This window comes from Dactylosporangium sp. NPDC000555 (genome assembly GCF_040300025.1).
Classification (GTDB): Bacteria; Actinomycetota; Actinomycetes; order Mycobacteriales; family Micromonosporaceae; genus Dactylosporangium.
This window is the reverse complement of the sequence record NZ_JBEPDB010000087.1, coordinates 1-26,691: the sequence shown is the minus strand read 5'-3', so window position 1 is coordinate 26,691 and position 26,691 is coordinate 1. Positions and strand designations below refer to the sequence as shown.

General features: G+C 74.5%; 25 protein-coding genes, 1 pseudogene and 1 riboswitch. Of the genes and pseudogenes, 18 read left to right on the top strand and 8 right to left on the bottom strand.

What is annotated here, in order from left to right:
* Window positions 1–54 precede the first annotated feature (54 nt).
* A complete protein-coding gene (locus ABT297_RS35450) occupies window positions 55–1,671 on the bottom strand; it encodes an MFS transporter (RefSeq protein WP_350556857.1) in 1,617 nt (538 codons plus the stop codon).
* Window positions 1,672–1,912: 241 nt separating this feature from the next.
* A riboswitch (cyclic di-AMP (ydaO/yuaA leader) is annotated at window positions 1,913–2,051 on the top strand.
* Between the two features lie 407 nt (window positions 2,052–2,458).
* Between ABT297_RS35450 and ABT297_RS35445 the strand changes: the two genes are divergently transcribed.
* Complete coding sequence (locus ABT297_RS35445) at window positions 2,459–3,220, top strand: C39 family peptidase (protein ID WP_350556856.1); 762 nt, start codon at window positions 2,459–2,461, stop codon at window positions 3,218–3,220.
* A gap of 52 nt (window positions 3,221–3,272) precedes the next feature.
* On the opposite strand, the gene ABT297_RS35440 is transcribed toward ABT297_RS35445, so the two are convergent.
* Window positions 3,273–4,238 (bottom strand): SLAC1 family transporter, encoded by a 966-nt coding sequence (locus ABT297_RS35440; RefSeq protein WP_350556855.1) that lies wholly within the window; start codon window positions 4,236–4,238, stop codon window positions 3,273–3,275.
* A gap of 219 nt (window positions 4,239–4,457) precedes the next feature.
* On the opposite strand from ABT297_RS35440, the gene ABT297_RS35435 reads away from it, so the two are divergent.
* The 5 genes from ABT297_RS35435 to ABT297_RS35415 all read left to right on the top strand — a co-directional run bounded on the left by ABT297_RS35435 (window position 4,458) and on the right by ABT297_RS35415 (window position 8,631).
* Entirely contained in the window at window positions 4,458–6,107 is a 1,650-nt protein-coding gene (locus tag ABT297_RS35435; protein ID WP_350556854.1) for a methyl-accepting chemotaxis protein, read from the top strand.
* A gap of 56 nt (window positions 6,108–6,163) precedes the next feature.
* Complete coding sequence (locus tag ABT297_RS35430) at window positions 6,164–6,628, top strand: DUF6153 family protein (RefSeq protein ID WP_350556853.1); 465 nt, start codon at window positions 6,164–6,166, stop codon at window positions 6,626–6,628.
* 84 nt (window positions 6,629–6,712) lie between these two features.
* Entirely contained in the window at window positions 6,713–7,345 is a 633-nt protein-coding gene (locus ABT297_RS35425; RefSeq protein WP_350556852.1) for a DUF305 domain-containing protein, read from the top strand.
* Window positions 7,346–7,482: 137 nt separating this feature from the next.
* Window positions 7,483–8,310 carry a polysaccharide deacetylase family protein gene (locus ABT297_RS35420; RefSeq protein WP_350556851.1) on the top strand — a complete coding sequence of 276 codons (828 nt, stop codon included), beginning with the start codon at window positions 7,483–7,485 and terminating at the stop codon, window positions 8,308–8,310.
* 120 nt (window positions 8,311–8,430) lie between these two features.
* Entirely contained in the window at window positions 8,431–8,631 is a 201-nt protein-coding gene (locus tag ABT297_RS35415; RefSeq protein ID WP_350556850.1) for a hypothetical protein, read from the top strand.
* Between the two features lie 22 nt (window positions 8,632–8,653).
* Here the strand turns inward: ABT297_RS35415 and ABT297_RS35410 are convergent, their stop codons facing one another.
* Window positions 8,654–10,174 (bottom strand): APC family permease, encoded by a 1,521-nt coding sequence (locus ABT297_RS35410; RefSeq protein WP_350556849.1) that lies wholly within the window; start codon window positions 10,172–10,174, stop codon window positions 8,654–8,656.
* Between the two features lie 28 nt (window positions 10,175–10,202).
* Window positions 10,203–11,729 carry an MFS transporter gene (locus ABT297_RS35405; RefSeq protein WP_350556848.1) on the bottom strand — a complete coding sequence of 509 codons (1,527 nt, stop codon included), beginning with the start codon at window positions 11,727–11,729 and terminating at the stop codon, window positions 10,203–10,205.
* Between the two features lie 85 nt (window positions 11,730–11,814).
* On the opposite strand from ABT297_RS35405, the gene ABT297_RS35400 reads away from it, so the two are divergent.
* From ABT297_RS35400 to ABT297_RS35365, 8 genes and pseudogenes are all read left to right on the top strand, one after another.
* Window positions 11,815–12,789, top strand: coding sequence for an Lrp/AsnC family transcriptional regulator (locus ABT297_RS35400; RefSeq protein ID WP_350556847.1), 975 nt, complete (start codon window positions 11,815–11,817; stop codon window positions 12,787–12,789).
* Between the two features lie 152 nt (window positions 12,790–12,941).
* Window positions 12,942–13,628, top strand: a complete 687-nt coding sequence (locus tag ABT297_RS35395) for a CBS domain-containing protein (RefSeq protein WP_350556846.1) — start codon at window positions 12,942–12,944, stop codon at window positions 13,626–13,628.
* 170 nt (window positions 13,629–13,798) lie between these two features.
* Complete coding sequence (locus tag ABT297_RS35390; protein ID WP_350556845.1) at window positions 13,799–14,209, top strand: pyridoxamine 5'-phosphate oxidase family protein; 411 nt, start codon at window positions 13,799–13,801, stop codon at window positions 14,207–14,209.
* Window positions 14,210–14,310: 101 nt separating this feature from the next.
* Window positions 14,311–15,273, top strand: a complete 963-nt coding sequence (locus tag ABT297_RS35385; RefSeq protein WP_350556844.1) for an Acg family FMN-binding oxidoreductase — start codon at window positions 14,311–14,313, stop codon at window positions 15,271–15,273.
* Between the two features lie 227 nt (window positions 15,274–15,500).
* Window positions 15,501–16,394 carry a universal stress protein gene (locus ABT297_RS35380; RefSeq protein WP_350556843.1) on the top strand — a complete coding sequence of 298 codons (894 nt, stop codon included), beginning with the start codon at window positions 15,501–15,503 and terminating at the stop codon, window positions 16,392–16,394.
* A complete protein-coding gene (locus tag ABT297_RS35375; RefSeq protein WP_350556842.1) occupies window positions 16,391–17,281 on the top strand; it encodes a universal stress protein in 891 nt (296 codons plus the stop codon). The genes ABT297_RS35380 and ABT297_RS35375 overlap by 4 nt, the downstream gene beginning before the upstream one ends.
* Window positions 17,282–17,375: 94 nt before the next feature.
* A pseudogene (locus ABT297_RS35370) lies at window positions 17,376–17,780 on the top strand (CoA-binding protein); the annotation flags it as partial.
* A 250-nt stretch (window positions 17,781–18,030) separates the two neighbouring features.
* Window positions 18,031–18,609, top strand: coding sequence for a CBS domain-containing protein (locus ABT297_RS35365; RefSeq protein WP_350556841.1), 579 nt, complete (start codon window positions 18,031–18,033; stop codon window positions 18,607–18,609).
* A gap of 23 nt (window positions 18,610–18,632) precedes the next feature.
* Here the strand turns inward: ABT297_RS35365 and ABT297_RS35360 are convergent, their stop codons facing one another.
* On the bottom strand, window positions 18,633–19,511 hold the full coding sequence (locus tag ABT297_RS35360) for a universal stress protein (protein WP_350556840.1): 879 nt from the start codon (window positions 19,509–19,511) through the stop codon (window positions 18,633–18,635).
* Between the two features lie 204 nt (window positions 19,512–19,715).
* On the opposite strand from ABT297_RS35360, the gene ABT297_RS35355 reads away from it, so the two are divergent.
* From ABT297_RS35355 to ABT297_RS35345, 3 genes are all read left to right on the top strand, one after another.
* Window positions 19,716–20,417: a hypothetical protein gene (locus ABT297_RS35355; protein ID WP_350556839.1), complete on the top strand. Its 702-nt coding sequence runs from the start codon at window positions 19,716–19,718 to the stop codon at window positions 20,415–20,417.
* Window positions 20,418–20,656: 239 nt separating this feature from the next.
* Entirely contained in the window at window positions 20,657–21,319 is a 663-nt protein-coding gene (locus ABT297_RS35350; RefSeq protein WP_350556838.1) for a CBS domain-containing protein, read from the top strand.
* 52 nt (window positions 21,320–21,371) lie between these two features.
* Complete coding sequence (locus tag ABT297_RS35345; RefSeq protein ID WP_350556837.1) at window positions 21,372–22,265, top strand: universal stress protein; 894 nt, start codon at window positions 21,372–21,374, stop codon at window positions 22,263–22,265.
* 20 nt (window positions 22,266–22,285) lie between these two features.
* Here the strand turns inward: ABT297_RS35345 and ABT297_RS35340 are convergent, their stop codons facing one another.
* Window positions 22,286–22,930 carry a CBS domain-containing protein gene (locus ABT297_RS35340; protein WP_350556836.1) on the bottom strand — a complete coding sequence of 215 codons (645 nt, stop codon included), beginning with the start codon at window positions 22,928–22,930 and terminating at the stop codon, window positions 22,286–22,288.
* Between the two features lie 202 nt (window positions 22,931–23,132).
* On the opposite strand from ABT297_RS35340, the gene ABT297_RS35335 reads away from it, so the two are divergent.
* Window positions 23,133–24,770 (top strand): methyl-accepting chemotaxis protein, encoded by a 1,638-nt coding sequence (locus ABT297_RS35335; RefSeq protein ID WP_350556835.1) that lies wholly within the window; start codon window positions 23,133–23,135, stop codon window positions 24,768–24,770.
* Window positions 24,771–24,797: 27 nt separating this feature from the next.
* Here the strand turns inward: ABT297_RS35335 and ABT297_RS35330 are convergent, their stop codons facing one another.
* Both ABT297_RS35330 and ABT297_RS35325 read right to left on the bottom strand, forming a co-directional pair.
* Window positions 24,798–25,871 (bottom strand): Acg family FMN-binding oxidoreductase, encoded by a 1,074-nt coding sequence (locus ABT297_RS35330; protein ID WP_350556834.1) that lies wholly within the window; start codon window positions 25,869–25,871, stop codon window positions 24,798–24,800.
* Window positions 25,872–25,927: 56 nt separating this feature from the next.
* A partial coding sequence (locus ABT297_RS35325; RefSeq protein ID WP_350556833.1) for an HAD-IC family P-type ATPase occupies window positions 25,928–26,691 on the bottom strand: 764 nt, incomplete at its 5' end.

Below are 26,691 nucleotides of genomic sequence, written 5' to 3'. Positions count from 1 at the left end.
GGCGCTCCCAGCCGGCCCATCGGCCCTTTCGTCCGGGTCGCTGCCGCGCCGGCGTCAGCGCGCCGGCCCACCCGGCGGTGGACGGGCCGGCCCGAGCAGCGTGCTCACCACCGATGCGGCGCGCATCGCGACCGGGGCGGCGCCGGCGGTCGCCGGCCGGGTCTGCCGGGCCTCGAGACGGGCCGGGGGACGGGCCGCGAGGCGAGCCGGGGGACGGGCCAGAGGGCGCCCGTCGGACCGCGGCGTGGTGGGCCGGCGGGCCGGCCGGGCCGGTCGGCGGCGCACCAGATCCCTCCAGGACGGCAGCGCGAACGGCCGGCTCGGCGCCTCCGGCCCGGGTCGTTCGGAGCTGGTTTGCTCGGGGCCGGTTTGCTCGGGGCCGGGCTGTGCGGTGCTCGGTTGTTCGGCGTCGTGGCCGTGCTCGTGCAGCGGCCACCCGCGCCCGGCCAGCGCCGCGACGCCGAGGCCGGCCGCGGCCAGCAGCAGCGCCCACTGCAGGCCGAGGCTGTGCGCGCAGAGACCCCAGCCCACCGCGCCGAGGCCCTGCCCGCCGAAGAGCACGACCTGGTAGAACGCCAGCCCGCGCGCCCGGACGTGTTCGGGCAGGTAGCTCTCGATCGCCGAGTTGGTGCAGGCCAGCGCGATCACCCAGGCCGCGCCGGCGGCGACCAGCACGACGCCGACGGTGACCGGGTCGCGGCTGACCGCCACGATCACGAGCGCCGCCAGGAACACGCCCGCGGCGGCGGCCATGCGGTCCCGGGCGGGCAGCGCGCGCAGCCGCGGCTGGACGATCGCGCCGGCCACCGCGCCGGCGCCGAGCGCACCGAGCAGCACGCCGAGTCCGGTGACGCCGAGGCCGAGCCGGTTGGCCGCCAGCAGCGGCAGCAGCGCCAGCAGCGCCGAGCCGGGCAGCAGGAACACCAGCGCGTGCCCGAGAATCCGGCGTACGACCGGCGTGCTGCGAACGTATCGCCATCCCGCACCGAGCGCCGCGCCGAAGGGCTCCGTGCAGCGCGGGGCGGACGGGCGCTCGGGACGCCAGACGGTCAGCACCACGACGAACACGATGACGGTCACGGCGTGCAGCGCGAACACGGCCGACGCGCCGGCCCGTGCGATGAGGAAACCGGCGGTCGCCGGGCCGGCGGCCCGTGTGACGTTGGCGCTGATCGCCCCGAGCGCCGAGGCCTGCGGCAGGTGCCGGCGTTCCACCAGCTCCGGGGTCAGCGACCCGAACGCGGGCATCGTGAAGGCCGCACCCACACCGAGCGCGCACTGCAGCGAGAGCAGCGTCATCGACTGGATCCGGCCGTCCATGGCCAGCGCCGCGAGCAGCAGGCCGACGAGGGCGGTGCCGAGCTGGACCCGGATGAGCAGGCGCCTGCGGTCCACCAGGTCGGCCAGCACGCCGGCCGGCAGGCCGAGCACCAGGATGGGCAGCATGCCCGCCGCCTGTACCAGCGTGACGAGGATGTCGGCGGCCGCGTGCCGTCCGTTCGCGCCGGCGCCGGCGGCGAGCCACTGGGCGCCCACGACCTGCATCGCCATGCCGGCGTTGGCGGCGGCCATGGCGAGCCACAGCGCGCGGAAGGTGCGGCAGCGCAGCGGTGCCCAGGGGGAGTCGGAGTGTTTTGCGTCCGGGCGCGTGGTCGAAGACCGGGAACTCACGGTGACGAGAAACCTTCTCGGGCCGGGGGTTGACGCCGACCAGTGTTGCTGAACGCGTATGAGCCGGACATCGCTGCCACCGGCCGTCCGGGTCGCCCGGCTACCCGCATGCCGCCATACCGGCTGGCAGGTACGCCAATGGCGTCCACTTGCAGGACCCGGTTGAACGCTTGGCAACCCCCGTACCGGCCAGTAGGGTCAGGCGGTCCGAGCCGGTCGTCTGCCATTGCGAAATGGCGCCGGCGCGGACCCGCCGAGTCGTGCGAACGAGCCGGGGACCCATGCAGTCCCGGGGTGAATCCGCGGGCGTCACCGCCCGCGGTAGGGCACTTCCAGCCCGAATCCGTCAGCTAACCCGGTAGGCGGCATCGGAAGGAGACTTCAACGGTGTACGACCTCTGGCATGGCGCGCCCCCTAGCCGCGGCACCCGCACCGCACCCCGGCGGGACACCACCGCACGGTAGGACATCGGGCAGCACGAGGCCGCACCGGCCCTGCTGCCCGGCGCTCGACGGCTGAGGTCAGACCCCCGTCTCCGGACCCCTCCTCGCACCGCTCGCGGCCCGGTCGCCGCGCGAAGCGGGCGTCTGACGCTGCCGCGATGCCGCCTCTAAAAGAGCCACGACACTTCCGCGTTCCCGTCGCACGACGGCACGCCCGGCACGGCATCGCCGTGTGCGGGCCGCCTTCGCCTGCCCTCGCGCCGGTCCGTGCCGTGAACGCCGTGGCTCAGCGTCGCCATCCGATCCGCCGACCACGTGCGGCAGCCTGCTTTTGGAGTACCACATGCGTCACCGATCGATTCGTCCGCTGCTCCACCGCACCACCACCCACCGCCTGTACCCGGCGGTGCTGGGCTCGGCCGCCCTGCTCGTGGCCGCCGTCACCACCGCAGTGGTGTTCAACCAGACCGAGACGCCGGCCGGGGCCCACGACACGGCGGTCGCCGCGATGGGAGCCGCCGACGGGAACAACCGGCCGGCGATCGGCGCCGCGCCGGCGAACCCGGAGCCGACGAGCCCGGCCCCCGAGGCGCCGGCGGAGAAGGTCCTGCAGTACGACTTCCAGTTCCAGCCGAACTACTACTACTGCGGCCCGGCCTCGACCCGCATCGTGCTGACCGCGGACGGCGTCAACATGTCCCAGGACGAGATCGCGAGGAGGCTCGGCACCACGACCAGCGGCACCAACTCGGCCGCCGACACCACGCGGGTGCTCAACAGCGTGCTGGGCAAGGACGTGTACCAGACCCGGTGGATCCCGGGGCAGCGCGCGACGGCCGAGGAGGCCACGCGCGTGCAGGAGGACGTCGTGCGGGCCATCAGCGGTGACCGCGCGATCGTGGCGAACATCGTCGGCGGGGCGACGGACGCGGTCGGCGTCTGGCACGAGTTCTCGGGCGGCCACTTCATCGCGATCGTCGGCTACCGCGACAACGGCCGTGCCGTTCAGGTCGCCGACCCGTCCGGCATGTTCGGCCCGAAGACGTACTGGATGGCGACCAGCAACATGGCGCACTGGATGGCGGCTCGCGGCTACTCCGCCTGAGTATCCCGAAGGAAACGGGCGGGCCGGCTCGTCGAGCCGGCCCGCCCGTGCGTCAGCGGGGCTGCGGCAGGAAACGGTGCCGGGCGAGCGCCGTGGCCGTCTCGGCCGCGAGGGCGGCGATGAACACGGTGATCGCCAGCAGCACCAGCCAGACCCAGACCTGGTACGCCGGCGGGCGCGCGTAGGCGAGCCAGTGCAGCGTGAACGTGGCGACGGCGGCGTAAGGGAACGCGAACGCCCAGAACCCGGGGGTGAAGCGCAGGCGCCGGTACACCCCGATGAGGCGCACCTGGACGAGGGCCGTGAGCAGCGTGTAGCCGCCGAGCACGAAGGCGGCGGCGTCGACCCGGCCCCGGGTGACGGCCAGATAGGCGATCCCGGCGAGCGCGGGCGGGGCGACGTCGATCGCCAGCGTCGGCTGCAGCTGGGCCGGCAACGGCGGGCGGAAGTACAGCCGGGCCAGGATGATCGAGCCGATGAGCAGCCACGACACCAGACCGAATCCGAAGAACACGCGGGCGAGTCCCGGCCAGCCGGCCGTCGCCGCGCCGATCGCGGCGATCAGCCCTCCGGCGACGGCGGGCAGCACGTATCCGGGATGCAGCCGGTCCAGATCCAGGCCGCCCATGATCCACTGGCCGGTCAGCCAGCCCGCGAGCACGATCGTGGCCGCGGCGAACAGCCCGAACAGCGACCGGCCAGCGGCGGGGGCATGCGGCATCAGCCCGATCGACAACAGCATGCCGACGATCGGGGCCAGCGAGACGAACGGGGCCTGGACCGGATCGCTCAGCTCGGCCCGCCAGCCTCCCGGCCGCCGCGGCACGTCGGACACGTAGGCGGCCAGAAGCAACAGCCACACGACGGCCGTGATGACGAACAGGACGTCGGCCACGGCGCCCGGGGCAACCCTCAGCAGCGCGGCGTAGCTCCAGCAGCCGGACAGGCCCGCCAGGCCGTACGACATCCCGAACAGGTTCGGCGTGATCCCGACAGGTAGGCGGATCATCTGGGTCATCGGCCTGCTCATACGATCCTGCTCCCCCGAAGCTCGTCTGTCCCGCACGGCCGATCCGGGGCTACCCGGCGAGCGCGTGACCATGCCCGCCGCGGTGCGAAAAAGACGGCCGCTGGGCCCCGCCGCGCCGGGGCTGAGCCGAATCTTCTCAAGCGTGCCGGGCTGACGCCGATGGGGTCGTGTACCCGTGGAGCAACAGTCGGCAATCGAGGGAACAACATGGCGCAGCACGACATCGGCGTGACCGTTCGGCGGGGCAGCCTCACCGGGTTCGTGGCCGACCGCGGGGTCATCACCAAGGCGTTCTTCGTGGTCCTGCTCGTCACCGTCGTCGCCGCCGCCATCGGCGTGCTGGCGCTGGTGCGGATGTCGGGGCTCAACGACGACCTGCACGAGATGAAACGCGGCCACGTCGACAGCGAGCAGCAGCTCGCTCAGCTGCGCGGGGGACTGGCGGACATGTACCGCAACTCCCTGATGTTCGCGCTCTACTCCGCCGCCGGCGTGCAGGCCGAGGCCCAGCAGTCCCGCGCGGCGGTGGCCGCGGCCGACGAACAGACCGACGCCACCGTGGCCCAGTACCGCACCGCGGCCGCCAGGTCGCCGTCGCGGCTGGCCGCCACGGACCGCGTCACCGAGGCACTGAAGCAGTACCGGACCCTGCGCGATGTGGTGCTCTTCAACGAGGCGCCGCCGGCCGGCTACACCGTGCCGCCGCAGGACCAGATCGTGGCCGTCTCCACCGACCTGGAGAACCGGGCGAAGACCGCGCTCGACCAGTTGCAGGCCGTGGAGAGCAACGAGGCCACCGCCACCGCGAACGAGGCGGACCGGCAGTACCGCGAGGCACAGATGCTCATCGGCGCGCTGCTGGTCGGCGGCCTCGCCGTCGCGCTGCTCGCCGGCGCCTGGGTGGCGCGCATCCTGCGCCGGCAGCTCGGCAGCGTCTCCGCGGCGCTGCGCGCACTCGCCACCGGGGACCTCACCGTCCCGGCCGAGGTCTACGCCCGCGACGAGCTCGGCGCGATGGCCGTCGCCGTCAACGCCGCCCGGACCGGCCTGCACGGCACGATCACCGCCATCACCGGCGGCGCGCAGACCCTCGGCCAGAGCTCGCACCAGCTCACCGCGGTGACCGGTCGCATCGGCGCCAACGCGCAGGACGCCGCCCGGCAGGCCGACGTGGCCGCCCGCGCGGCCGGCACGGTGTCCCACAACGTGCAGACCGTCGCCGCGGGCGCCGAGGAGATGGGCTCCTCGATCGGCGAGATCGCCCGCAACGCGTCGGAGGCGGCTCAGGTCGCCGCCGAGGCCGTCGGCGTGGCCAGGTCGACCAACGAGACCGTGTCGAAGCTCGGCGAGTCGTCCGCCGAGATCGGCAACGTGGTCAAGGTGATCACCTCGATCGCCGAGCAGACCAACCTGCTCGCCCTCAACGCCACCATCGAGGCGGCCCGCGCGGGGGAGGCGGGCAAGGGCTTCGCGGTCGTCGCGAACGAGGTCAAGGAGCTCGCCCAGGAGACCGCCCGCGCCACCGAGGACATCTCCCGCCGCGTCGAGGCGATCCAGGCCGACACCGGCAAGTCCGTCGACGCGATCGGCGAGATCAGCCGGATCATCGCCCGGATCAACGACTACCAGCTCACCATCGCCTCCGCCGTCGAACAGCAGAGCGCGACCACCGCCGAGATGACCCGCAGCGTCAGCGACGCCGCCGGCGGCGCGAACAACATCGCCGGCAACATCGCGGGCGTCGCGCAGGCAACGCAGGCCACCACCGCCACGCTCGCCGAGGCCGACGCGACCGTTGCCGAGCTGTCCCGCCTGGCCGCCCAGCTGCAGAGCGAGGTCGCCCGTTTCCGTGCCTGACGGGTGACACGACCGCGCCGCGGACCCGGGCGGCGCCTTGCCGGTACCGTGAAGGCGTGGCGTATGCGGTGAACGGCAGGCTCGGGCGGTCCGCCCGGCTCGCGTTGCTGCTGGCCACCCTGCTGGGCCTGACGGCCATGCACACCCTCGGCCACCAGGGCCCGCGGCCGGCCGGCGGCCACGAGCACCCCGCCACGACCGCGGGCGCCACCGCCGAGCACACCGCCTCGGCGCCGCTCATGGCCGTGCTGACCCTCGCCGGCGCGTGTGCCGCCGACGGCTGCGGCGCCCCGCTGGCCGGTCCGGCCGGCGGTCACGGCGGGATGAGCGACTGGAGCGTCTGCCTGGCCGTCCTGGTCGCCTTCGCCGTCCTGCTGCTCGCTGTCGCCCTCCTGCACGCCCGCCGTGGCACCGCCGCGGCGGCGGCCCGCGCCCGCGTCCCGCGGCGCTGCGGGCCGCGGGCACCACCACCCAGACCGGTCGGTCTCACCCTCGCCGCGGTGTCGGTTCTGCGCACATAGGACGCCCCGCACGGCCCGGCCACATCCGCCGCGCCGTGCCGCCGAGTCCTGCGTAGCTTCCGAACCGAAAGGTCTTCAATCGTCATGACACGCACCCTGGTGCGCCGCGCCGTCCTGGCCGGTGCCGCGCTCGCCACCGCGCTGCTGCTGGGCGCCTGCGGCGGCGGGCACGATCCGATGCCCGGCATGGACTCCGGCCACACCACCCCGGGCGGCGGCGCCTCGCCGGGCCGAGCATCCTCTGCCGCGTTCAACGACGCGGACGTGAAGTTCGCCCAGATGATGATCCCGCACCACCAGCAGGCCGTGGAGATGGCCGCGCTGGCCCGCACCCGCGCCGCCGACCCCGACGTCAAGAGCCTGGCCGCGCAGATCGAGGCGGCGCAGGAGCCGGAGATCAAGACCCTGACCGGCTGGCTCGCCGAGTGGGGCCGCCCCGCCCCGGCGATGAGCGGCGGCATGAACCACGGCACGCACTCCGCCATGCCGGGGATGATGTCCGACGCCGACATGGCCAAGCTCGAGGCCGCCACCGGCAAGGACTTCGACCGGCAGTTCTGCACCATGATGATCGCCCACCACCGTGGCGCCATCGCGATGGCCGAGGAGGAGCTCGCGGGCGGCGCCAACACCGACGCCAAGGCCCTCGCGCGGCAGATCATCACCGCGCAGCAGGCCGAGATCGACGCGATGAACAAGTTCCTCGCCCGGTCCTGACCGGCCCGCCCCAACCCACGGCTCAGCCGCCCGCCCGGGCGGCTGAGTCATCGGTCTGAGGGACGAACCAGTCACCATCACGCGACGGGTATGCGTTGCCGCGGCGGACGGGCGTGTGCTTGAGTCGCGGTGTGTTCATGGCCCGCGGGACGGTGGCGCGACGCTCGGTGTTGCTGGCGCTCGGTGGAGCTTCGCTGCTCGCCGCCTGCGGCCACGACAAGCACGACAAGGCGGCGTGGCACGCCGGCGGGGAGCTTCCCGGCGACTCACACTCCGCCGAGGCGTCCGCCGAACCCACGCCGTCGGCCATCCCGTCCGTCGCGCCGCCCACTCCCGGGCAGTGTCCACCGATCGCCGGGGCCGGGACGCCCCGTCGCGGCGGGCCGCAGTACTACCTGCCGTGCAAGGGCACGCAGATAGCCCTGACCGTCGACGACGGGCCCGACCCGCAGTACACCCCGCGCGTGCTGGCGCTGCTGGCCAAGCACGACATCCGGGCGACGTTCTGCATGATCGGCCGGTCCGCCGCCGCCCATCCCGACCTTGTCAAGCAGGTCGTCGCCGGCGGCCACCACATCGCCAACCACACCTACACGCACCCGCTCAACCTGCCGAAGCAGTCGGCGGCCCAGATCCGGGCCGAGCTGCGCCGCGCCAGCGACGCGATCACCGCGTCCGGCGGGCAGCAGCCCACGCTGTTCCGGGCCCCCGGTGGCGCCTGGTCGGAATCCGTGCTCTCCGAGTGCGGCGCTCTCGGCATGCGCCCCCTCGACTGGAGCGTGGACCCGCGCGACTGGAGCCGCCCCGGCGTCCAGCACATCGTCGACACGATCCTGACCAGGACCCGGCCCGGCGCGATCATCCTCGAGCACGACGGCGGCGGCAACCGCGACCAGACCGTCAGCGCGCTCACCATCGCTCTGCCGCGCCTGATCGACGCGGGCTACACCTTCGTCCAGCCCTGAGCCGGGCCGGTGCACGTCCCGCGCGTTCGGGACGAAATGCCTGCCCGGGCCGCCCCGCCTGCCGGGATGCTTGAGGCGAAGGAAGGCAGGACCGGAGCCGGAACGGGGAGGTGTACCGCGATGTCGACCATGATGACGCCGGACGTGATCCACGAGGACAGGCCCAGCACGGACACCGGCGACATGGCGTTGCGCATGTGCCGCGCGGAGCGGCGGATCGAGGCACTGACCGCGGTGGTCGAAGGGCTGCTCGCCTCGGCCCCGGTGCTCGCGGAGGACACGGCCCGCCCGGACGCGCGGCCACGGCCGACCGATCCGTAGCGCCTGCGGGGAGTCCAGGACGCTACGACTGTCGCCGGTCGCGAGTGCGCGCGCCCAGGGTGTAGAACAGTACGCCGGTCGCGAGCAGCACCACGATGGGGCCGATCTGGGTGAGCTCGAACGCGGCGCGCCCGACCCCCTTCGGCAGCGCCGCGTCGGGGTCGCCGCCGGCGCCGAACCAGTCGGTGCCCAGCCCGGGCCACAGCAGCCACACGGTGGCGACGGCGGCCCAGAACGTGGTCAGCCCGCTGGCGAGCCAGGCCCCGGCCGGGCCGCCCGGAACGCGGTACGGCCGGGGCTCGTCCGGGCGCGTGCGGCGCAGCCGTACTAGTGCCGGGAAGATGCCGAGGTAGGAGATCGTCGTGGTGGAGATGGCGACGCCGAGCGCGATCGCGAAGTACCGTTCGGCGCTGCCGGCCGACAGGCGGAACGCGAGCAGCATCACGATCGTCGCGATGACGCCGCTGAGCAGGTTCGCCGTGATCGGGGTGCCGGTCCGGGGCGAGATCCGCCCGAGCCCGCGCGGTGCGGCGCCGTCCAGGCCGGCCACCGCCAGCGCCCGGTCCGCGCCGATGATCCAGGTCGCGCCGCTGGACAGCAGCGCGAAGACGAACCCGGCCGCGGTCACGGCGCCGAGGACCTTTCCGGTGCCGGCCAGGGTCGCGGTGCCGTCGCCGGCCACCGACCCGCCGTAGACGGTGAACACCTGCCGGGCCGCGTCGAGGAAACCGCCGACGCCGGTCACCCGCTCCCGGGGCAGGACCAGCAGGATGGCCAGGATCGGGGTGCCGTAGAGCAGCACCGCGCCGAGGCCGGACCAGGCGATGGCGCGCGGCACGTCCCGCCGCGGGTCGAGCATCTCCTCGCTGGCGGCGCTGGGCAGCTCGAACCCGACGTAGTTGAAGACCAGCACGGGTACCACGGCGATGAACACCGCGTACCCCGGCGCGAAGGCCGATGGGCCGAAGCCGCCGACGCCGTTGCGCAGCGCGTACAGCAGTACCGACACCGTGAACAACCCCACGACCGCCACCCGGACGAAGGCCCCCAGGCTGGGCACCCACCGGCCGAGCCGGACCGAGACGATCGCCGAGGCCACCGCGAGCCAGATGAATGCCAGCGCGAACAGCAGCTTCGCGATCCCGTGCAGCGGCGTGAAGAACTCGCCGAACGCGGAGACCGCGAGGATGGTCAGCGTCCCGCCCAGCCAGATCGGGTTGGAGCACCAGTACAGCACCGTGACGAGCGCGGCGGCGAACCGGCCGAAGGCGAGCCGGCACCACACGTACGGGCCGCCCTCGACCGGAAAGGCCGCGCCGAGCTCGGCCATCAGCAGGCCGTACGGCACGAAGAACGCCACGGCGAGAAAGACCAGCCAGGTGAACCCCTGCGCCCCGTTCTTCGCGACCGCGCCGATCGTGTCGAGCCCGACGATCGTGCAGATCAGGAAGAAGAGCAGGTCGAAGCGCCGGAGGCTGCGACGGAGCCGGGACTTCTCCCGGATCTCGTCGCTGGTCGTGTCGGCCGCCCTCGGCGCGCTCACCTGGCTGGACTTTCCCCGAGGCGACGGGTCAAACCGACCCGGCGGTCACCGACCCGGCGGTCACCGACCCGGCGGTCACCGGCTCGGACGGCCGCTCCTGCGCGCGGGTCCGCGGGCGCACCAGGACCAGCACCGCCAGCCCGCCGGCCGCGGCCAGCACCGCGCTGCACAGGAAGACCCGGTCCAGGCCGGCCGCGTACGCCGCACGCAGCACCCCGGCCGGCGCCTCCGCCAGCAGCTCCCGGTATCCGCCGCCGGTGAGTCGCCGCGCCGCCTCGCCGGGTGCGCCGACCCCGCCCTCGCCCAGGACCTCGCGGGCCTGAGCGGTGACCACGGTGGCGAAAACCGGCAGGGCCAGGGCGTAGCTGAGCTGCCGGAACGTGTTCGATGCGCCGTTGGCCATGCCGGCGCGCTCCGGCGGCACCACGGCCAGGGTCGCGGAGGCCAGCACCGGGGTGCTCAGGCCCACGCCGACACCGATGACGCACAGGCCCGGCACGAGTACGGGCCAGCCGGAGTCCGGGCCGACCATCATGCACAACGCCGCGCCAGCGGCCACCAGCAGCAGGCCCCAGCCGATGCTGTGCCGGGGCGGTACGGCGTGCAGCAGCCGGCCGCCCACGGCGGCGACGACGAACGAGACCACGGCCATCGGGGCGAGGACCAGGCCGGCGCTCATCGCGCCCAGCCCGAGTACCGACTGGGCCCACAGCGACACGAAGACCATGCCGGCGAACGCGGACGCGGTGAGCGCCGCGGCGCCGAACAGCAGCGCGGCGAACGCCGGGCGGCGCAGCAGCCCCAGGTCGAGCAGCGCGCCGGGCCGGCCCCGCTCCAGCAGCAGGAACACCACCGTCGCGGCCGCGCCCGCGGCCAGCGCGCCGACCGTGACGGGGTCGCTCCAGCCGGTGTCGCCGGCGCGGATGAGGCCGTACACCACCAGGCTCGCGGCGGCGGTGAAGCTCACCACGCCGGGCACGTCGACCCCTCCGGTGGACCGGCCCCGTCCGGCGGGCAGGGCGACGCGGGCCAGCACCAGGGCCAGCACGGCGACCGGCAGGTTGACCAGGAAGATCGACCGCCAGCCGACGTGCTGGGTCAGCAACCCGCCGACGATCGGCCCGGCCGCGGCCGCGGCGCCGCTGGCCGCGCCCCACACGCCGAACGCGATCGAGCGGTCCCGCCCGGCGTAGGTGATGCCGAGCAGGGCGGCATTCGTGGCGTACATCGCCGCGGCGCCGAGGCCCTGCACGCCCCGGGCCGCGATGAGCACGCTGACGCTGGGCGCCAGGCCGCAGGCCAGCGAAGCGGCCGCGAAGACGACGAGGCCGGCGACGAAGACCCGCCGGTGGCCGACCCGGTCCGACAGCGAACCGGCCGCCATGAGCAGGGCGGCGAGCACCAGCACGTACAGGTCCACGGTCCACTGCAGGGCGGCGAACGACGAGTGCAGCTCCCGGGCCAGGTCCGGGGCGGCGATGCTGACGACGGTCAGATCGACCAGCAGCATGAAGGTGCTCAGCGAGACCGCGAGCAGGGGCAACCATCTACGCATGACATGCAGCGTGCCCGGCACGGGCCGCACCCGTCGCAAAAACGGGAGAGCTCGGCGGGATCCGAAACGCTGTTATGGTTTTGTGGTGGATCCACTCACCCTCGACGAGCTCGACCGCCGGCTCGCCCACGCGCTGCAGGTCGACGGCCGCGCCACGTTCAGCCAGATCGGATCGGTGCTCGGGGTCTCCGATCGCACCATCGCCCGGCGATACCGCCGGCTGCGCTCCGGCGGCGCGTTACGGGTAGTCGGCCTGCCCGACGCCGCGGCGCTCGGCCACGTCGACTGGCTGGTGCGAATGCGCTGCACCCCCGACGCCGCGCTGCCCGTGTCGGCCGCGCTGGCCCGCCGCGCCGACACGTCGTGGGTCACGCTCATGTCCGGCGGTACCGAGATCAGCTGCATCACCCGGACCCGCACGCAGACCACCAACGGTGAACTGCTGCTGCAGAAGCTGCCCCGCACCCCGCGGGTCACCGACGTCACCGCGCACTGCATGCTGCGCGCGGTGGCCGGCACCAGCGGCTGGCCCGGCCGCACCGCGGCGCTCGAGCCCGACGAGGTCGCCGCCCTGCGCCCGGCCCCGGCCGCCGCGCGGCCCGGCGAGCGGATCGTGCTTACCGCCGCCGACAACGACCTGCTCGCCGCGCTGGCCCGCGACGGCCGCGCGAGCTATCCGGCCCTGGCCGCCGCCACGGGCTGGTCCGAGACGACCGTCCGGCGCCGCCTGGAGGAGCTGCGGCTCAGCAGGGTGTTGTACTTCGACGTCGAGGTCGCACCGGCGCTGTTCGGCTACACCGCGGAGGCGGCGCTGTGGCTGACCGTGGCGCCGACCGCCCTGACCGCGGTCACGCGCACCCTGGCCGGGCATCCGCAGATCGGCTTCGCCGCGGCCATCACCGGCCCGGCCAACGTGGCCGCGTCGGTGATCTGCCGCGACCTCGACGAGCTGTACGAGTACCTCGCCGGCGGCGTCGGCTCCCTCGACGGCGTGACGTCGGCGGAGATCGCGCCGGTCGTGCGCCGGGTGAAGGGCGCCGGCACGCTGCTGGTGACGTGACGACTCCGGCCGGGCGCCGGTCAGGGCCCCGAGGCCGCCGGGCGTGGTGTCCAACGGCTCCCGGCGACGGTGCCGTTGGGCCCTGCCCGCTGCTCGGCGCCGGTCATACGGTCGGGTTGTGACGACGTGACGACCCGACGAAGGAGGCGGCGATGAGCCGGTGGAACGTGGCGGACGTGATGACCATCGGGGCGGTTTCGGTGCAACAGGACACCCCGTTCAAGGAGATCGTCGATCTGCTGGAGGCGCACGAGGTCAACGCGGTGCCGGTGGTCGACGCCTTCGACCGGGTTGTCGGCGTCGTGTCGTCGGCGGACCTGCTGGCGAAGATCGAGTTCGCGGGCGACGACGACCGGGTCCGGCTGTTCGAGGCCCGCCACACCCGCCAGGCGCGCGGCAAGGCGCACGCGACCGCCGCGGGGGAGCTGATGAACGCCCCGGCGGTCACCGTCATGGGCACGACCTCGCTCCCGGCGGCGGCGCGCATCATGGAGTCGGCCGGGCTGAAGCGGCTGCCGGTCGTCGACGAGCTGGGCCGGCTCATCGGCATGGTGACCCGCCGCGACCTGCTGAAGGTCTTCCTGCGCTCGGACGCGGAGATCCGCCGCGAGATCCTGGCCGAGGCCCTCGACGGGCTGATCGGCGTCGAGCGCTCCCAGATGCGGGTCGAGGTCGACGACGGCGTGGTGACGTTGCTGGGCGAGGTCGGGCGCAGCTCGGTGGTCCCCTCCGTGGTCCGCCAGATCGAGCGGGTCGACGGGGTGGTCGACGTGGTCAGCCACCTTTCCGCGAAGTCCGAGGATGAGCCGCGCTCCCACCGGGCGCCGGCCATATTCTGAACCGGGTTGACGAGGCCGCGGTAGCACGGTCGCAAGGTCCCGCCGGAGCCGGGTCTTTGGCCCCTGGCGTCCCCCGGGGACGTGCCGCACAGTTCGTCGGTGATCCGTCGGTGAAGTCGGTGATCCGTCGGTGAAAGTGATCCGTCGGTGAAATGGGAAGGAGGGCACAGATGGTGGCGCTGCGACCGCTGAGCCGTGAACGCTGCCTGGAGCTGCTGGCCTCCGTGCCGATCGGCCGGGTCGTGTTCACCGTGCGAGCGTTACCCGCGATCAGACCCGTCAATCACCTGCTCGACGGCGACACCATCGTCATCCGCAGCAACCTCGGCACCAGCCTGGCCGGCGCGGCCACCACGGACGGGTCGGTCGTCGTCGCCTACGAGGCCGACATGATCGACCTGGAGCGCCGGATCGGCTGGACGGTGGTGGTGACCGGCGCCGCCCGGCTCGTGCTCGACGAGGCGCGGCTGGCCCGGTACGAGCGCGAGCTCAACCCCTGGGTCGACGCGTCGATGAACTGCGTCATCGGCATCGACTGCGACCTGGTCAACGGCTACGAGCTGGGCGTCGCGGCCAAGTGACACCGCGCCGCGGGCGGCTCGGGACCTTCTGCCCTGACCGGCGTGCACCCGGCCGTGTCACGGTGGGTATGGAGCCGCCTTTCGGGAGTGGGGGTACGGCCATGTCTCAGGAGTCTCAGACGACGATGCCGCGAACCTGGGGCCGCGAGACGTTCATCGCGGCGGTCGGTGACGCCGTGTGGGCGCCGTCCATCCACAACACCCAGCCATGGCGCTTCCGATACACCGACGAGGGCATCGACGTGCTGCTCGACCGGGCCCGCCAGGTTTCGGTGTGCGACCCGCAGGGCCGTGCCTCGCGCGTGTCGTGCGGGGCCGCCACGTTCAACCTGAGGCTGGCGCTGGCCAACGCCGGCGAGCCGGCCCAGCAGCGGCTCGGCCGCGGCGACACGCTCGTCCATCTCTCGCCGGCCGGCGGGCGCCCGCCCCTGCCCGTGGAGCGCCGGCTGTACCGGCAGATCCGCCGCCGGCACACCAACCGCGGCCCGTTCGCCGAAGGTCCGGTCGACCGTGGTCTCGAGGCGCAGCTGGTCGAGGCCGCGCGGCAGGAGAGCGGCTGGCTGGACTTCGTCGTCGGCGAGCTGGCCCTCGAGGCCGTGGCGTCGCTGATCCGCAGCGCGGATGCCGAGCTGAGCGCCGATCCCGCCTACGTGGCCGAGCTGCGGGCATGGACCACCGAGGCGGACCACCGGGTCGAGGGCGTCGACCGGGACGCCGCCGGCGCCGCGCCGCACCCGGCCGAGCTGCTGGCCCGCCGCGACTTCGGCGGCGCCGAGCACGACACCACCCGCGACCCGGTCGTGGCCGTGTTCGGGGTGCTCGGCGACGGGCCCGCGGACGCCGTCCAGGCCGGAATGGCGCTGCAGCGGGTGCTGCTCACCGCCGCGGATCTCGGGCTGAGCACCGCGATGTACTCCCAGCCGATCGAGGTGCCCGCGATCCGCGAACGGCTCCGGCGGACGCTGGGCCGCCTCCACGATCCGCAGCTCGTCCTGCGGTTCGGCTACGCGCCCACCACCTGCTACACCAACCGCCGGCCGATCGAGGACGTCATCGAGCCGTGACCGCCGGGTCACCCGCGAGATCGGACACCGCCGGCAGCGCACCCGCCTCCCGCGCGGTCCCCGACCTCGCGCTCCTGGGGCGCGCTGCTCCGTGGTGATCATGGCGAACCGCATGAGGCGGGGTGAGTCGCGGGGGGTGATGCCGCGGAGTGAGCCGCCACCGGTCCCGCATGGACCGCGGCGACGGGGGAACTGCGAGGGTGGACGGTTCGGCGGGGGTGTTGTGGATGGGCGACGCGGTGGTCGTGGGCGTTGACGGCGGGTCGCTCTCGCTGGGGGCCGCGCGGTGGGCGGCGGCCGAGGCCGCCCGGCGCGGGGCGCCGCTGCGGATCGTGCTGGCGTATCACTGGCGGGTGCCGGTGGTGATGGCGCCGCGCGGCGGGCTCGCCGACACCGCGCGCCACCTGGCGGAGATGCTCGTGGCGGACGTGGTCCGCGACGTGGAGACCGTCGCGCCCGGCACGCCGGTGCAGGGCACGGCGGTGCTGGGGCGGGCGGCCGACGTGCTGCTGCAGGAGAGCGGCGACGCCGCGTTGCTGGTCGTCGGTACGCGCGGGCGGCACCGCGCCGCCGGTACCGTCCTGGGCTCGGTCAGCCAGCAGGTGGCCATGCACGCGACGTGCCCCGTCGTCGTGGTCCGGGGCCGCGTCGACCCCTCAGGTGATGTCCTCGTCGGCATCGACGGGTCGGAGTCTGCCGACCACGCGCTGGACGTGGCCTTCACCGAGGCCGGGCTGTGCCGGTCCGGGCTGGTCGCCGTCCGGGCGCTCGAGGCGCCGATCGCGCCGCCCGCGCTCGGCGCGCCCCCACTGCTGGACGACACGGCGGAGACCCGCCGCTCGCTGTCGGCGGCGGCCGCCGCGGAGGTGGCGTCGGCGGGGGAGCGGCACCCCGACGTCCGGTGGGAGTGCCACGGCATCGTCGGCGACGCGGCCAACGTCCTGGCCGACCGCTCGAGCCGGGCCCGGCTGGCCGTCGTCGGCAGCCGCGGCCACGGCGGCTTTACCGGCCTGCTGCTGGGCTCGGTCGGCATGCACCTGCTGCAGCGCGCCGACTGCCCGGTGATGATCGCCCACGAGCGGTCGGACGGTGTCCCGCACGCACCGGAGGCCGGCCCATGAACGCTCCCGCCACGGCCGTCGTCGTCGGCGTCGACGGTTCGCGGGACGGAGTCCGCGCCCTGCAGTGGGCGGCCGCGGACGCGGCCCGGCGGCATCTGCCGCTGCATCTGCTGCACGCCTGCGGCACGCCCGGGCCGGACCCCGGGTCACGGGCGGCCGCCGGGCGGCCTGCCGAGGGGGCGCCGGCGCATCTGCTCGCCGAGGCGGTCGTGCAGGCCCGCGACATCGGTCTCGAGCTGCGGATCACCACCGAGAGCGTCGCACGGCGAGCGGGGCCCGCGCTGGTGGCCGCGTCGCGGCACGCCGCCGAGGTGGTGGTCGGCGGCCGCGGCACCGGCGGCTTCGCCGAGCTGCTGACCGGGTCGACCACCGTGCAGCTCGTCACCCACGCCGTCTGCCCAGCCGTGGTGGTCCGGCCGCGGGAGGGCGATGGACCGAACGCCGGCCGAGTGGTGGTCGGCGTCGACGGGTCGGGGCACGCCCGAGACGCCGTCCGGTTCGCGTTCGAGCAGGCCGCGTTCCGCGGCGCCGGCCTGACCGCCCTGCACGCCTGCCCGGTGCCGGTGGCCCTCGAGCCCGGCGGCATCGAGGCGGGCCGCCGCGGACCCGAAGGCATGCGGGACGCGCGGCGCCGGGTGCTGTCCGAGTCGATCGCCGGCTGCCGCGAAACGTACCCGGAGGTCGACGTGCGGACCGGCATCGCCGCCGGGCGGGCGGCCAGGGCGCTCGTGCGGGCGTCCGCCGGGGCACAGCTGCTGGTCGTCGGCGCGCGCGGCCGCGGTGGGTTCGCGGGCCTGCTGCTGGGCTCGGTCGGCCGGGCCACCGCGCACCACGCGCGGTGCCCGGTCGCCGTCGTTCGCCCGCGCTCGGGCGGATCGCATGCCTGACGATTCCGGCGGGCCCTTCGCCCGCACGTCGGGACCTTCGGCATTGCACACCGCCGCGGCCCCGCTCGATGGTGGAGGAGTGGAGGTGAGTCCGATGCGCACCGCGAGGCAGATTCTGGCCGATGCGCGGACCGTCGCGGTCGTCGGCGCGTCCCGCGATCCGCTCAAGCCGGCGCACTGGGTGCCGCGGATGCTCCAGGAGCAGGGGTGGCGGGTCATTCCGGTGAACCCGCACGCCGAGCGGCTGTTCGGCGAGCGCGTGTATGCCAGGCTGGCCGACATCCCGTCGCGCGTCGACATCGTGGACGTCTTCCGGCTCCCGGACGAGACGCCCGAGATCGTCCGCGCGGCGGCGGCGATCGGTGCCGGCGCGGTCTGGCTGCAACGGGGGATCGTCAGCGCCGAGGCGCGCTGCCTCGCCGAGGCGGCCGGGCTCGACTATGTCGAGGACACCTGCATCGGCATGGAGCGCGCGCTGGCCCAGATGGTCGCCGGGGGCATCACGCCCCCGAGCCGGGTGTACCGCGGCCTGCATCCGCAGCCGGTGGTGGCACCCGCCGGGACCGGCGGACGCGCCCCGGCGATGCCGCGGTGGATTCCCGTCCGCCACTGCCTGCCCCCGCCCCGGCCGTCCGCGACCTCGCCGGCCGAGCCGGCCGCCGCGCCGGGGAATGCCTGAGCGACGGCGGATCGGCGCGGCGCACGTCCCGCGATCACGCGGCGTGTGAACCGCACGAAAGGAGCAGCCGATGCACGTCAAGGACATCATGACCTTCCCACCCCACACGGTGCGCGCCGATGCGCCCCTCGGCGACGCGGTGACACTGCTCGAGGACCGCTCGTTCACCGCCGTGCCGGTCGTCGACGACAGCGGGACGCTGGTCGGGATGGTCAGCGAGGTGGATGTGCTGCGCCGCCGGCTGGCCGGCGTGGCGACGAGCGAGGCCGCCGGCCGCGTGCGCGAGGCCATGTCGGGCCTGCCGCTGTCGGCGTGGCCGGACGCCGATGTCATCGACGTCGCCGACGCGATGGTGAACCGCGACGCGCACACCGTTCCCGTCGTCGTCGAGGAGCACGTCGTCGGCGTCGTGAGCCGCAGCGACGTGCTGCGCACCGTCCTGCCGACCCAGCGGGCCGCCCAGCGGGAGGCCCAGCGGCGCGTGGACGTGTACGCCGACGGGCGGCACCACTGGCCGGTGATGGTCCGGGGCACCGTCGCGACCGTCGAGGGCGCGTTCGACGACGCCACCGAGCGCGCGGTCGTCGAGGCGCTGGTGCGCACCACGATGGGCATCGACACCGTCCGGGTGGTCGAGCCGGCCGGCTGATGCCGCACGCTCCGGCCGCGCGCCTATCTGACGACGGCGACGGGGCAGGCGGCGTGGTGGATCGCGGCCTGGCTCACCGAGCCCAGCAGGAGGCCGGTGAAGCCGCCCCGGCCGCGGGAGCCGACGACGAGGAGCTCGGCCCCGGCGGAAAGCTGGGTCAGCACCGCCGCGGCCCGGCCGTGGATCACGGCATGGCGGACGCCGACGTCGGGGTAGTGCTCCGCCCAGCCGCCCATCGACTCGGACAGTGCGCGGTGCTCCTGCTCGCACAGCTCGTCCGGGTCGTACACCAGCGGCAGCATGTCGCCCGGACCGCTGGAGGAGGGCCACAGGTAGGCGCGTACGGCGGTGATGCCGGCGTGGCGGTACGACGCCTGCTCGAAGGCGAACCGCAGCGTGTGCGCGGCGTCGTGGAGGCTGTCGATGCCGACGATGATCCGCCCGGCGTCCGCACCGGCCGGAACCTCCGTGCGGCGCACGACGACGACCGGGCAGGCGGCGTGCGCGGCCAGCTCGACGCCGACGGAGCCGAGCAGCAGCCCGGCGAAGCCGCCCCGGCCGCGGTGGCCGACCACGACGACGCCCGCCCGCTCGGAGGCGGCCACGAGCGCCGCGGCCGGCTGCCGCAGGGGCATGTCCCCGGCGACGCTCAGCCCCGGTGCGACGGCTCGCGCCCGTGCCACACCGTCGGCCAGGATCTGCTCGGCCGCCTGCCGCACCCCGTCCTCGTACGGCGCGGGCACCGGGACCGGTGACGGCCCGTACATCGGGGGCCACTGCACCGCGTGCACGACGCGCAGCACCCGCCCGCGGCGGGCCGCGTCGCCGGCGGCCCAGGCGACGGCCTTGACGCTCTGCGGGGAGCCGTCGAAGCCGACGACCACCGGCAGGTCGGTACTCATGGCGGGGGCCTTCCCGCACAGCGGGTCTCTACTCGTCCGGCGAGCTGCGATGTGCGCCGCCGGGTGAGGCCGGCGCGCCGCACCGGCGACGGGGTGACCCGGCGCCGGCTGGCGACTTCACACCCGAACCCTCTGGTGAGCCCGTGTCGGCACCACCGGCACGGGTAGGCGGGCCTGCGACGTAACCCGAAACGGAGGATGTCAATGCCAGCTGTGCAGACCCGTCATTACAGGCTTCCGGACCTCGACCGGACCGGATTCGTCAAGCTGCAGCCGTACCCGGGAATCCTGGACCCGGTGGAATGGGAGCAGCTCAAGTACCTGGACTGGAAGTCCGGGGGCGACACCAACTTCGCGGTGCTCGCGTCCGCCAAGGGCGACGACGACCCGCGGGGCTTCTGGGAGCACGGTATGCCGGACAAGGACGCCGCGTGGACCGCCAACGCCCGGCTCGCACCCACGCTGTGCGACTGGGTGAGGTCGGTCGGCGCCCGCTTCGGCCGGGTCCGCATCATCAAGCTGTGGCCGTCCACCGACGAGGCCAGTGTCGTCGAACGGCACCTGCACCAGGACGACAACAACCGGCTCAACCCGGACGACGAGGGCTGGGTGGTGCGCGCCTGGATCAACCTGACCGACGACCCGGACAGCTACATGATCCTGCGGGAGGACCGCGACGATCCGGCGACCGAGCACCGCATCCCGCTGCCGCGCGGCGCCCAGTTCGTGGTGGACACCGAGCGGCTGTGGCACGCGGCCTTCCACACCGGCACGGAGCCGCGGTACGCGATGATCGCCAGCTTCGAGTCCGGCCCCGAGCTGCAGACCTGGATGGACGAGCGCCGCCTGCCACTCGTGGTGCGGCAGGCCGCACCCGCGGTCGAGGACGCCGACGAGGCGGTCTGAGCGACCGGAGGTCCGGTTCGCCGCGCGACCGCGCGTGCGGCGAACCGGCCGGCGAGGCCAGGGCCGTGCGGCCCGCCGGGCGGGGCCGATCGTCTCCGCGCTGGCGGTGAGCCGTGCGGTCCGCCGGCACGAAGGGCGCCGGGCCCTGCCGGGCCGGGACCTTCGGCCCGTGTGCGTCGCTCCGCCGCGGTCCACGGTGGAGGTGGACACGGGGCCCGCGCGAGAAGGGACCAAGGACGATGAGTGCGCTGCTGGTACGCGATGTGATGACCAAGGCTGTGGTCACGGTCACGCCCGACCTGGGCTACAAGCAGATCGTCGACCTGCTCGTCGACTTCGGCGTCAGCGCCGTGCCGGTCGTGGGGGACGACCGCCGGGTGCTCGGCGTCGTGTCCGAGGCGGACCTGCTGCACAAGGTCGAGTTCAACGGCGCCGACGTGCACGCCGGCCTGTTCGAGCGGCGGCGCGTCCGGCTGGCGAAGGAGAAGGCGACCGGCGAGACCGCGGCGCGGCTCATGACGAGCCCGGCCGTCACGGTGCGGGCCACGGCCACCCTCACCGCGGCCGCGCAGCTCATGGAGCGGGAGAACGTGAAGCGCCTGCCGGTCCTCGACCAGGACGGCGAGCTGGTCGGCATCGTCTCGCGGCGCGATCTGCTGCGCCGGTACCTGCGCACGGACGAGGACATCCGGGTCGAGATCGTCGAGGGGGTGCTGCGCCGCGTGCTGTTGATCGATCCGGTCGAGGCCGACGTCGTCGTCACCGGCGGGCACGTCCTGCTCGACGGCAAGCTCGACCGCCGCAGTACCGCGCAGATCGCGGTCCGGCTCGTGCGGTCCGTCGACGGCGTCGTCGGCGTCACCGACGAGCTCGAGTGGGGCTTCGACGACACGATCCTGTAGCACAGCCACGCCTTCGACGCAGGACGCCGAGGTCCGATCACCGAGGAGCGAGATGCTGACACGACGCCGGATCGTCGCCGGGTACGACGGATCCCCGGCCGCCGCGGCCGCCGCCCGATTCGCCGCCGCGGAGGCCGCGGCGGACGGCGGCCTCCTGCGCCTGCTCCACGCCGAGCTGGAACGGGCGGCGTACGCGCTGCTGGTGCCGCCCGGCGTGGTGCTCGACGCGACCGACGAGGCCTGGCGGCTGGTCGACGGGGCCGCCGAGGCGCTCCGGCGCGAACATCCGGGCCTGGACGTGCGGGCCACCGTGGTCGACGGAAAGGCCGCCTCGGCGCTGATCCGCGCATCGCGCTCGGCCGATCTGCTCGTCCTCGGCCGGACGGTGCGCGGCGCGCCCGCGTCCCCGCCGGGCCGGCGCCTCCCGGCCGGCGCGACCGCGGCCCGCGTGATGGCGTACGCCGGCTGCCCCGTGATGCTCGTCGGCGCGGACACGCCGCCGCCCGGGGAGGCCCGCGGCCGGCCGGTGCTGCTGGGGCTCGACCCGGCGGCGTCGAGCTCGCCCGCGGTGACGTACGCGTTCGAGGCCGCCCGCCGCCGCGGGACGTCGCTGCGGGTGTGCTTCGTGCAGCGGCCCGACGGCGGGTCCTGGCCCGACGACGCGGACACGCGGCGCGCGCTCAGCGAGACCCTCGCCGCCTGGCGGGTCGAGTTCCCCGACGTGCCGGTGGCACTCGACGTCCTGCCCGGGCTCGACCCCGCCGCCCGCCTGCTCGACGCGTCGGCCGATGCCGCGCTGGTCGTGGTCGGCGACCGCGATCCCGGTGCGCCGGCCACCGGCTGGCCGCAGCGCGTGCCGGACGTGCTCACCCGCAACGCGGCGTGCCCGGTCACGGTCGTCCGCCCGGCGCGGCACCCCGCCCTGCGGCCGGTCCCGACCGGCTGATCCGATCGCGGCGCGAGCGGTCAATCGTCGTGTGCGCGCCGCCGCGGTACGGCGGTGTCGTCGACGTGCCAGCTCAGCTCGTCGATCACGCGGGTGACGCCGTCGACCGTGCGCCCCAGCGCGGCCAGGCGCAGCGCGGCGCTGCGCCGCTCGACGGTGCCGTGCAGGGTGACGACGCCGTCGGTCACGTCGACCGCGACCTGCGACGGGTCCACGGCGAAGGCGGGCAGCACGACGTTGTCGAAGACGTCGCGTTGCACGGCCGCGTCGCTTCGCATCGTGCGGCGCATCAGGTCGCCGCGGGTGAGGATGCCGACGAGGCGGCCCGACCCGTCCTCGACGACCGGCAGTTGCTTGACGCGATGACGCGACATGAGGCGGGCGGCGATGCGGACCGGTGCGTCGGGGCCGACCGTCACCGCCGGCGAGCTCATCAGCTGCGCCGCGGTGCGCTCGGCGGTCGTGGTCCCTTCGTCGGCCTCGGCGAGCTCCGGCATCAGGTCGGCCTCCGTCACCATGCCGATCACGTGGTCGTCCTCGTCGACGACGGGCATCCCGCTGACCCCGTAGTCGGTGAGCACGTCGACGATCTGCCGCGTTCGGCAGTCCACGGTGGCGACCACGACCTCCGGCGTCATCACGTCGGACACGTGCAGCTCGTTCATCGGACACCTCCTTCCGTTCAACGGTCCGCCTTTCGGCACGTCTTGGTCAGGGCCGTCGGTCACCGTGGGCCGGGACCTCTGGGGAGGTGCCCGGGCGGGCGTCCGCGGAGTCCGGCCGGGCGGCGAAGTGCTCAGGTTCGGCTCGCCCCGGCCGATGCACCGGTCGGCGGTCTCGCCGGACGAGGGGTTGGGGGCAGGCAACGTGGCCGAACATGCGGCAGTCCATGTGGCCGAACACTTCGCCGTTCGGCGCCGCTGGTTCGGTGACCTGGGCGTCGGGGTGAAGATCTCTCTCGCGCTGGGTGTCGCGCTGCTGGCCGGGCTGGCCGCGGCCGGCGCGGGGCTCGCGGGCCTGCGCTCCGCCGATGCGCACGCGAACGCGATCTACGAGGGGAACCTGCGGCCGGCCCAGATGCTCGCCGCCGCGCGGGTTGCGTTCGATGACCAGGTCTTCGAGCTGTCGATGGCGAACATCGCCGTCTCGGCGGACGAGACCGACCGGCTGCGCAAGGCGGCGCTGGACGCGGCGGCACGGGCGCGCGACGGCGTCGACGCCTACGCGGCGCAAGACGTGGAGCCGGCGCAGCTGGAGCCGATCGCCGCCCTCAGGCAGGCCCTGGCCGAGTTCGGCACGGTGCGCGACCAGCGACTGATCCCGGCTGTTCAGGGCAGCGACAACGCCGCCTTCGCGCGGGCCTACACGACGGACGCGGCTCCGCTGGCACAGCGGGTCGAAGGGGCGTTCGACGAGCTGACCGCGTTCGAGACGGCCAGCGCCGCGCGGGCGGCCGCGGCCAGCAGCGCCGCCTATCGATCAAGCGTCGTCCGGATGGCGCTCAGCCTGGCCGCGGGCTTCGTCATCGCCGTCGTACTGGGCGTGGTGACCGTACGCCGGATCGTCCGGCCGCTCGACGAGGTCTCCGGGGCGCTGCGGCGGGTCGCCGACGGCGACCTGACCGGGAGCGTGACCGTCCGCTCCCGCGACGAGGTCGGGCGCATGGCCGGTGCGCTCAACGGGGCCGCCGGCAACATGCGCCGGACCGTGGAGGCGCTCGGTACCGCGTCACAGTCCCTGGCCGCCGCGGCCGAGGAACTGTCGACGACGAGCACCCGGATCGCCGGCAGCGCGCACGAGGCCAGCTCGCAGGCCTCGATGGTGGCCGCGGCCACCGCGGACGTCAACCGCAACGTGCAGACCGTGTCGGCCGGGTCGGAGGAGATGGGTGCGTCGATCCGGGAGATCTCCCGCAACGCCGGCGAGGCCGCCCGGGTCGCCGCCGACGCCGTGACGAGCGCGGAGAGCACCAGCGCGACGGTGTCCAAGCTGGGCGAGTCCTCCGCGGAGATCGGCAACGTGATCAAACTGATCACCTCGATCGCCGAGCAGACCAACCTGCTGGCCCTCAACGCCACCATCGAGGCGGCGCGCGCCGGCGAGGCCGGCAAGGGCTTCGCCGTCGTGGCCACCGAGGTGAAGGAGCTGGCCCAGGAGACCGCCCGGGCCACCGACGACATCAGCTCCCGCGTGACAGCCATCCAGGCCGACACGCAGACCTCGATCACGGCCATCCGCGAGATCAGCGAGATCATCGCGAGGATCAGTGACTACCAGACCACCATCGCCTCGGCCGTGGAGGAGCAGACCGCCACGACGAGCGAGATGAACCGCAGCGTCGGCGAGGCCGCCTCAGGCGTAGGTGCCATCACCGCGAGCGTCGACGCGCTGGCCACCGCGGCCGGCCTGACCACCGAGAGCGTGGCGGAGTCCGAGCGTGCCGCCCAGGAGCTCGCGCGGATGTCCGGGGAGCTGCAGGTGCTGGTCGGCACGTTCCGGACCTGACGGCCCCCGGGTCCGCCGGCGACGGCGTCACGGCGGGCCGGCGGGCGGAACCGCGTCGCCGGGGACCGGTTCGGCGACGACCTCGATGACCTCCGCCGAGGGCCGGCGCGGCGCCTTCGGGGGCGGTGGCCCGCCGGCCGGTACCCCGATCCGGATGCCGATCTGCGGGTAGCCGACGTTGCCGAGCGTGCGCCGCAGCATGATGCGAGCCGCCTCGTTCTCGACCAGGTCACTCATCGCGGACGTGGCCAGGTGATCGGCGGTCGCGGTGAGCAGGACCGCGGAGAGGGCCACGCCGGCGGTGAGCCAATCGGCCGGGCCGTCGCCGTCGGTGACGACGATGCCGTACCGCGCCTCCCGGTCGGCCAGGTCGGCGTCGGTCGAGGCGCCCGGGATCATGCCCGTGGCGTGGAAGTCGCGGATCGGCACCGGACGCGCACCGGACGGCGCCAGGGTGTCCACCGGAACGCCGTCGTGGTGGCCTTCGCCGGGCGGACGGAGCCAGGCGGCGAGCTCGGCGCGGTAGGCCGGGTCCGCCAGCTGCACCACCGCGGCCCGGCCGGCGGCGAGCGCGATGCCCGTGAGATCGCGGGACCAGGTCAGGTGCAGGTGCGCGCCGGTCCGCTCGGCGGCGTTGCGCAGCTCGTCGAGCGCCTCGCCGGGCACCGCGGTGCCGGCGAAGGGCCGGCGGTCCGAGCGGCGCAGCGTGATGGCGCGGCGCAGGCGTTGCGCCTCGGCCGAGGGGCGTGCCTCGCCGCGGTAGCGCACCTCGGCCAGCAGGTCCGGGTCGTCGTCGGCGGGGAACGGGCGCACCTCGAAGTCGACCCCGTCGGCGGCGAGCGTGACGCACGCGTGGTGCAGCGCGGTGCCGCAGCTGAGCATGAGCAGCCGGCCGGCGGTGTCCACGGCGTGCAGCCGGCGGCGCTGGTCGGCGTACAGCATCGCGGTCTCGTCCACGATGTGCCACCGCCACGGCTGGGTGTTGAGCACCGACGGCGCGTGCAGCGCCGCCAGCGCGGCACGGGCGAGGGTCCGGCAGACCGGCCGGACCTGGAACGTCGTCGCCGGACCGGTCCGCGGGTTCTCCTGGTTGGTCGGCATGACGGCTCTCCCCTCGCTCGCTGGGTCGTCCGTCCTCCTGCCCGTTGCGGCCGTGGCTACTCCGGCCCGCCTCGCGAACCCGGGCGCACCGTGGCGAAGGTGACGAGACCCGGCACGGCGGCGAAGCCGAGGCACACGGCCAGTTCCCGCAGTGTCAGCGCCTCGGTGCCGAGCAGGTCCCGAAGCGGCGGCAGCCACAGCGCGCCGAGCTGCAGCGCCAGGGACAGCGCGACCGCGACGTCCAGGCTCCAGTTGCGCCGCCGGCCGCCGCGGGTCCGCAGGCCGAGCGCCACCCCCAGCTGCGCCAGCCCGAGCACGGTGAACAGCACGCTCTGCCACGGCCCGCCGCCGTGCCGGGCCCACAGCGCCGCGCCGAGCGCCACCAGCGTGATGAGCGTGCCGGTCAGGGCGATGCGCCCGGTCAGCCCGCCGAGGATCGCCTCGCCGGGGCGGCGGGGCGGGCGCCGCATCAGCCCGGCGGTGGCGGGCTCGCCGCCGAGCGCGACACCGGGCAGGCCGTGCGTGTTCATGTTGATCCAGAGGATCTGGGCCGGCAGCAGCGGCACCGCGAGGCCGAGCCACGGTCCGGCGAGCATGATGGCCACCTCGGCCGCCCCGCCGGACAGGGCGTACACCAGGAAGCGGCGGATGTTGGCGTAGATGCGCCGGCCCTCCCGCACGGCGTGGCCGATGGTGGCGAGGTTGTCGTCGGCCAGGACCAGGTCGGCGGCCTGGCGGGCCGCCTCGGTGCCGCCGCGGCCCATCGCGACGCCGATGTCGGCCCGGCGCAGCGCCGGCGCGTCGTTGACGCCGTCGCCGG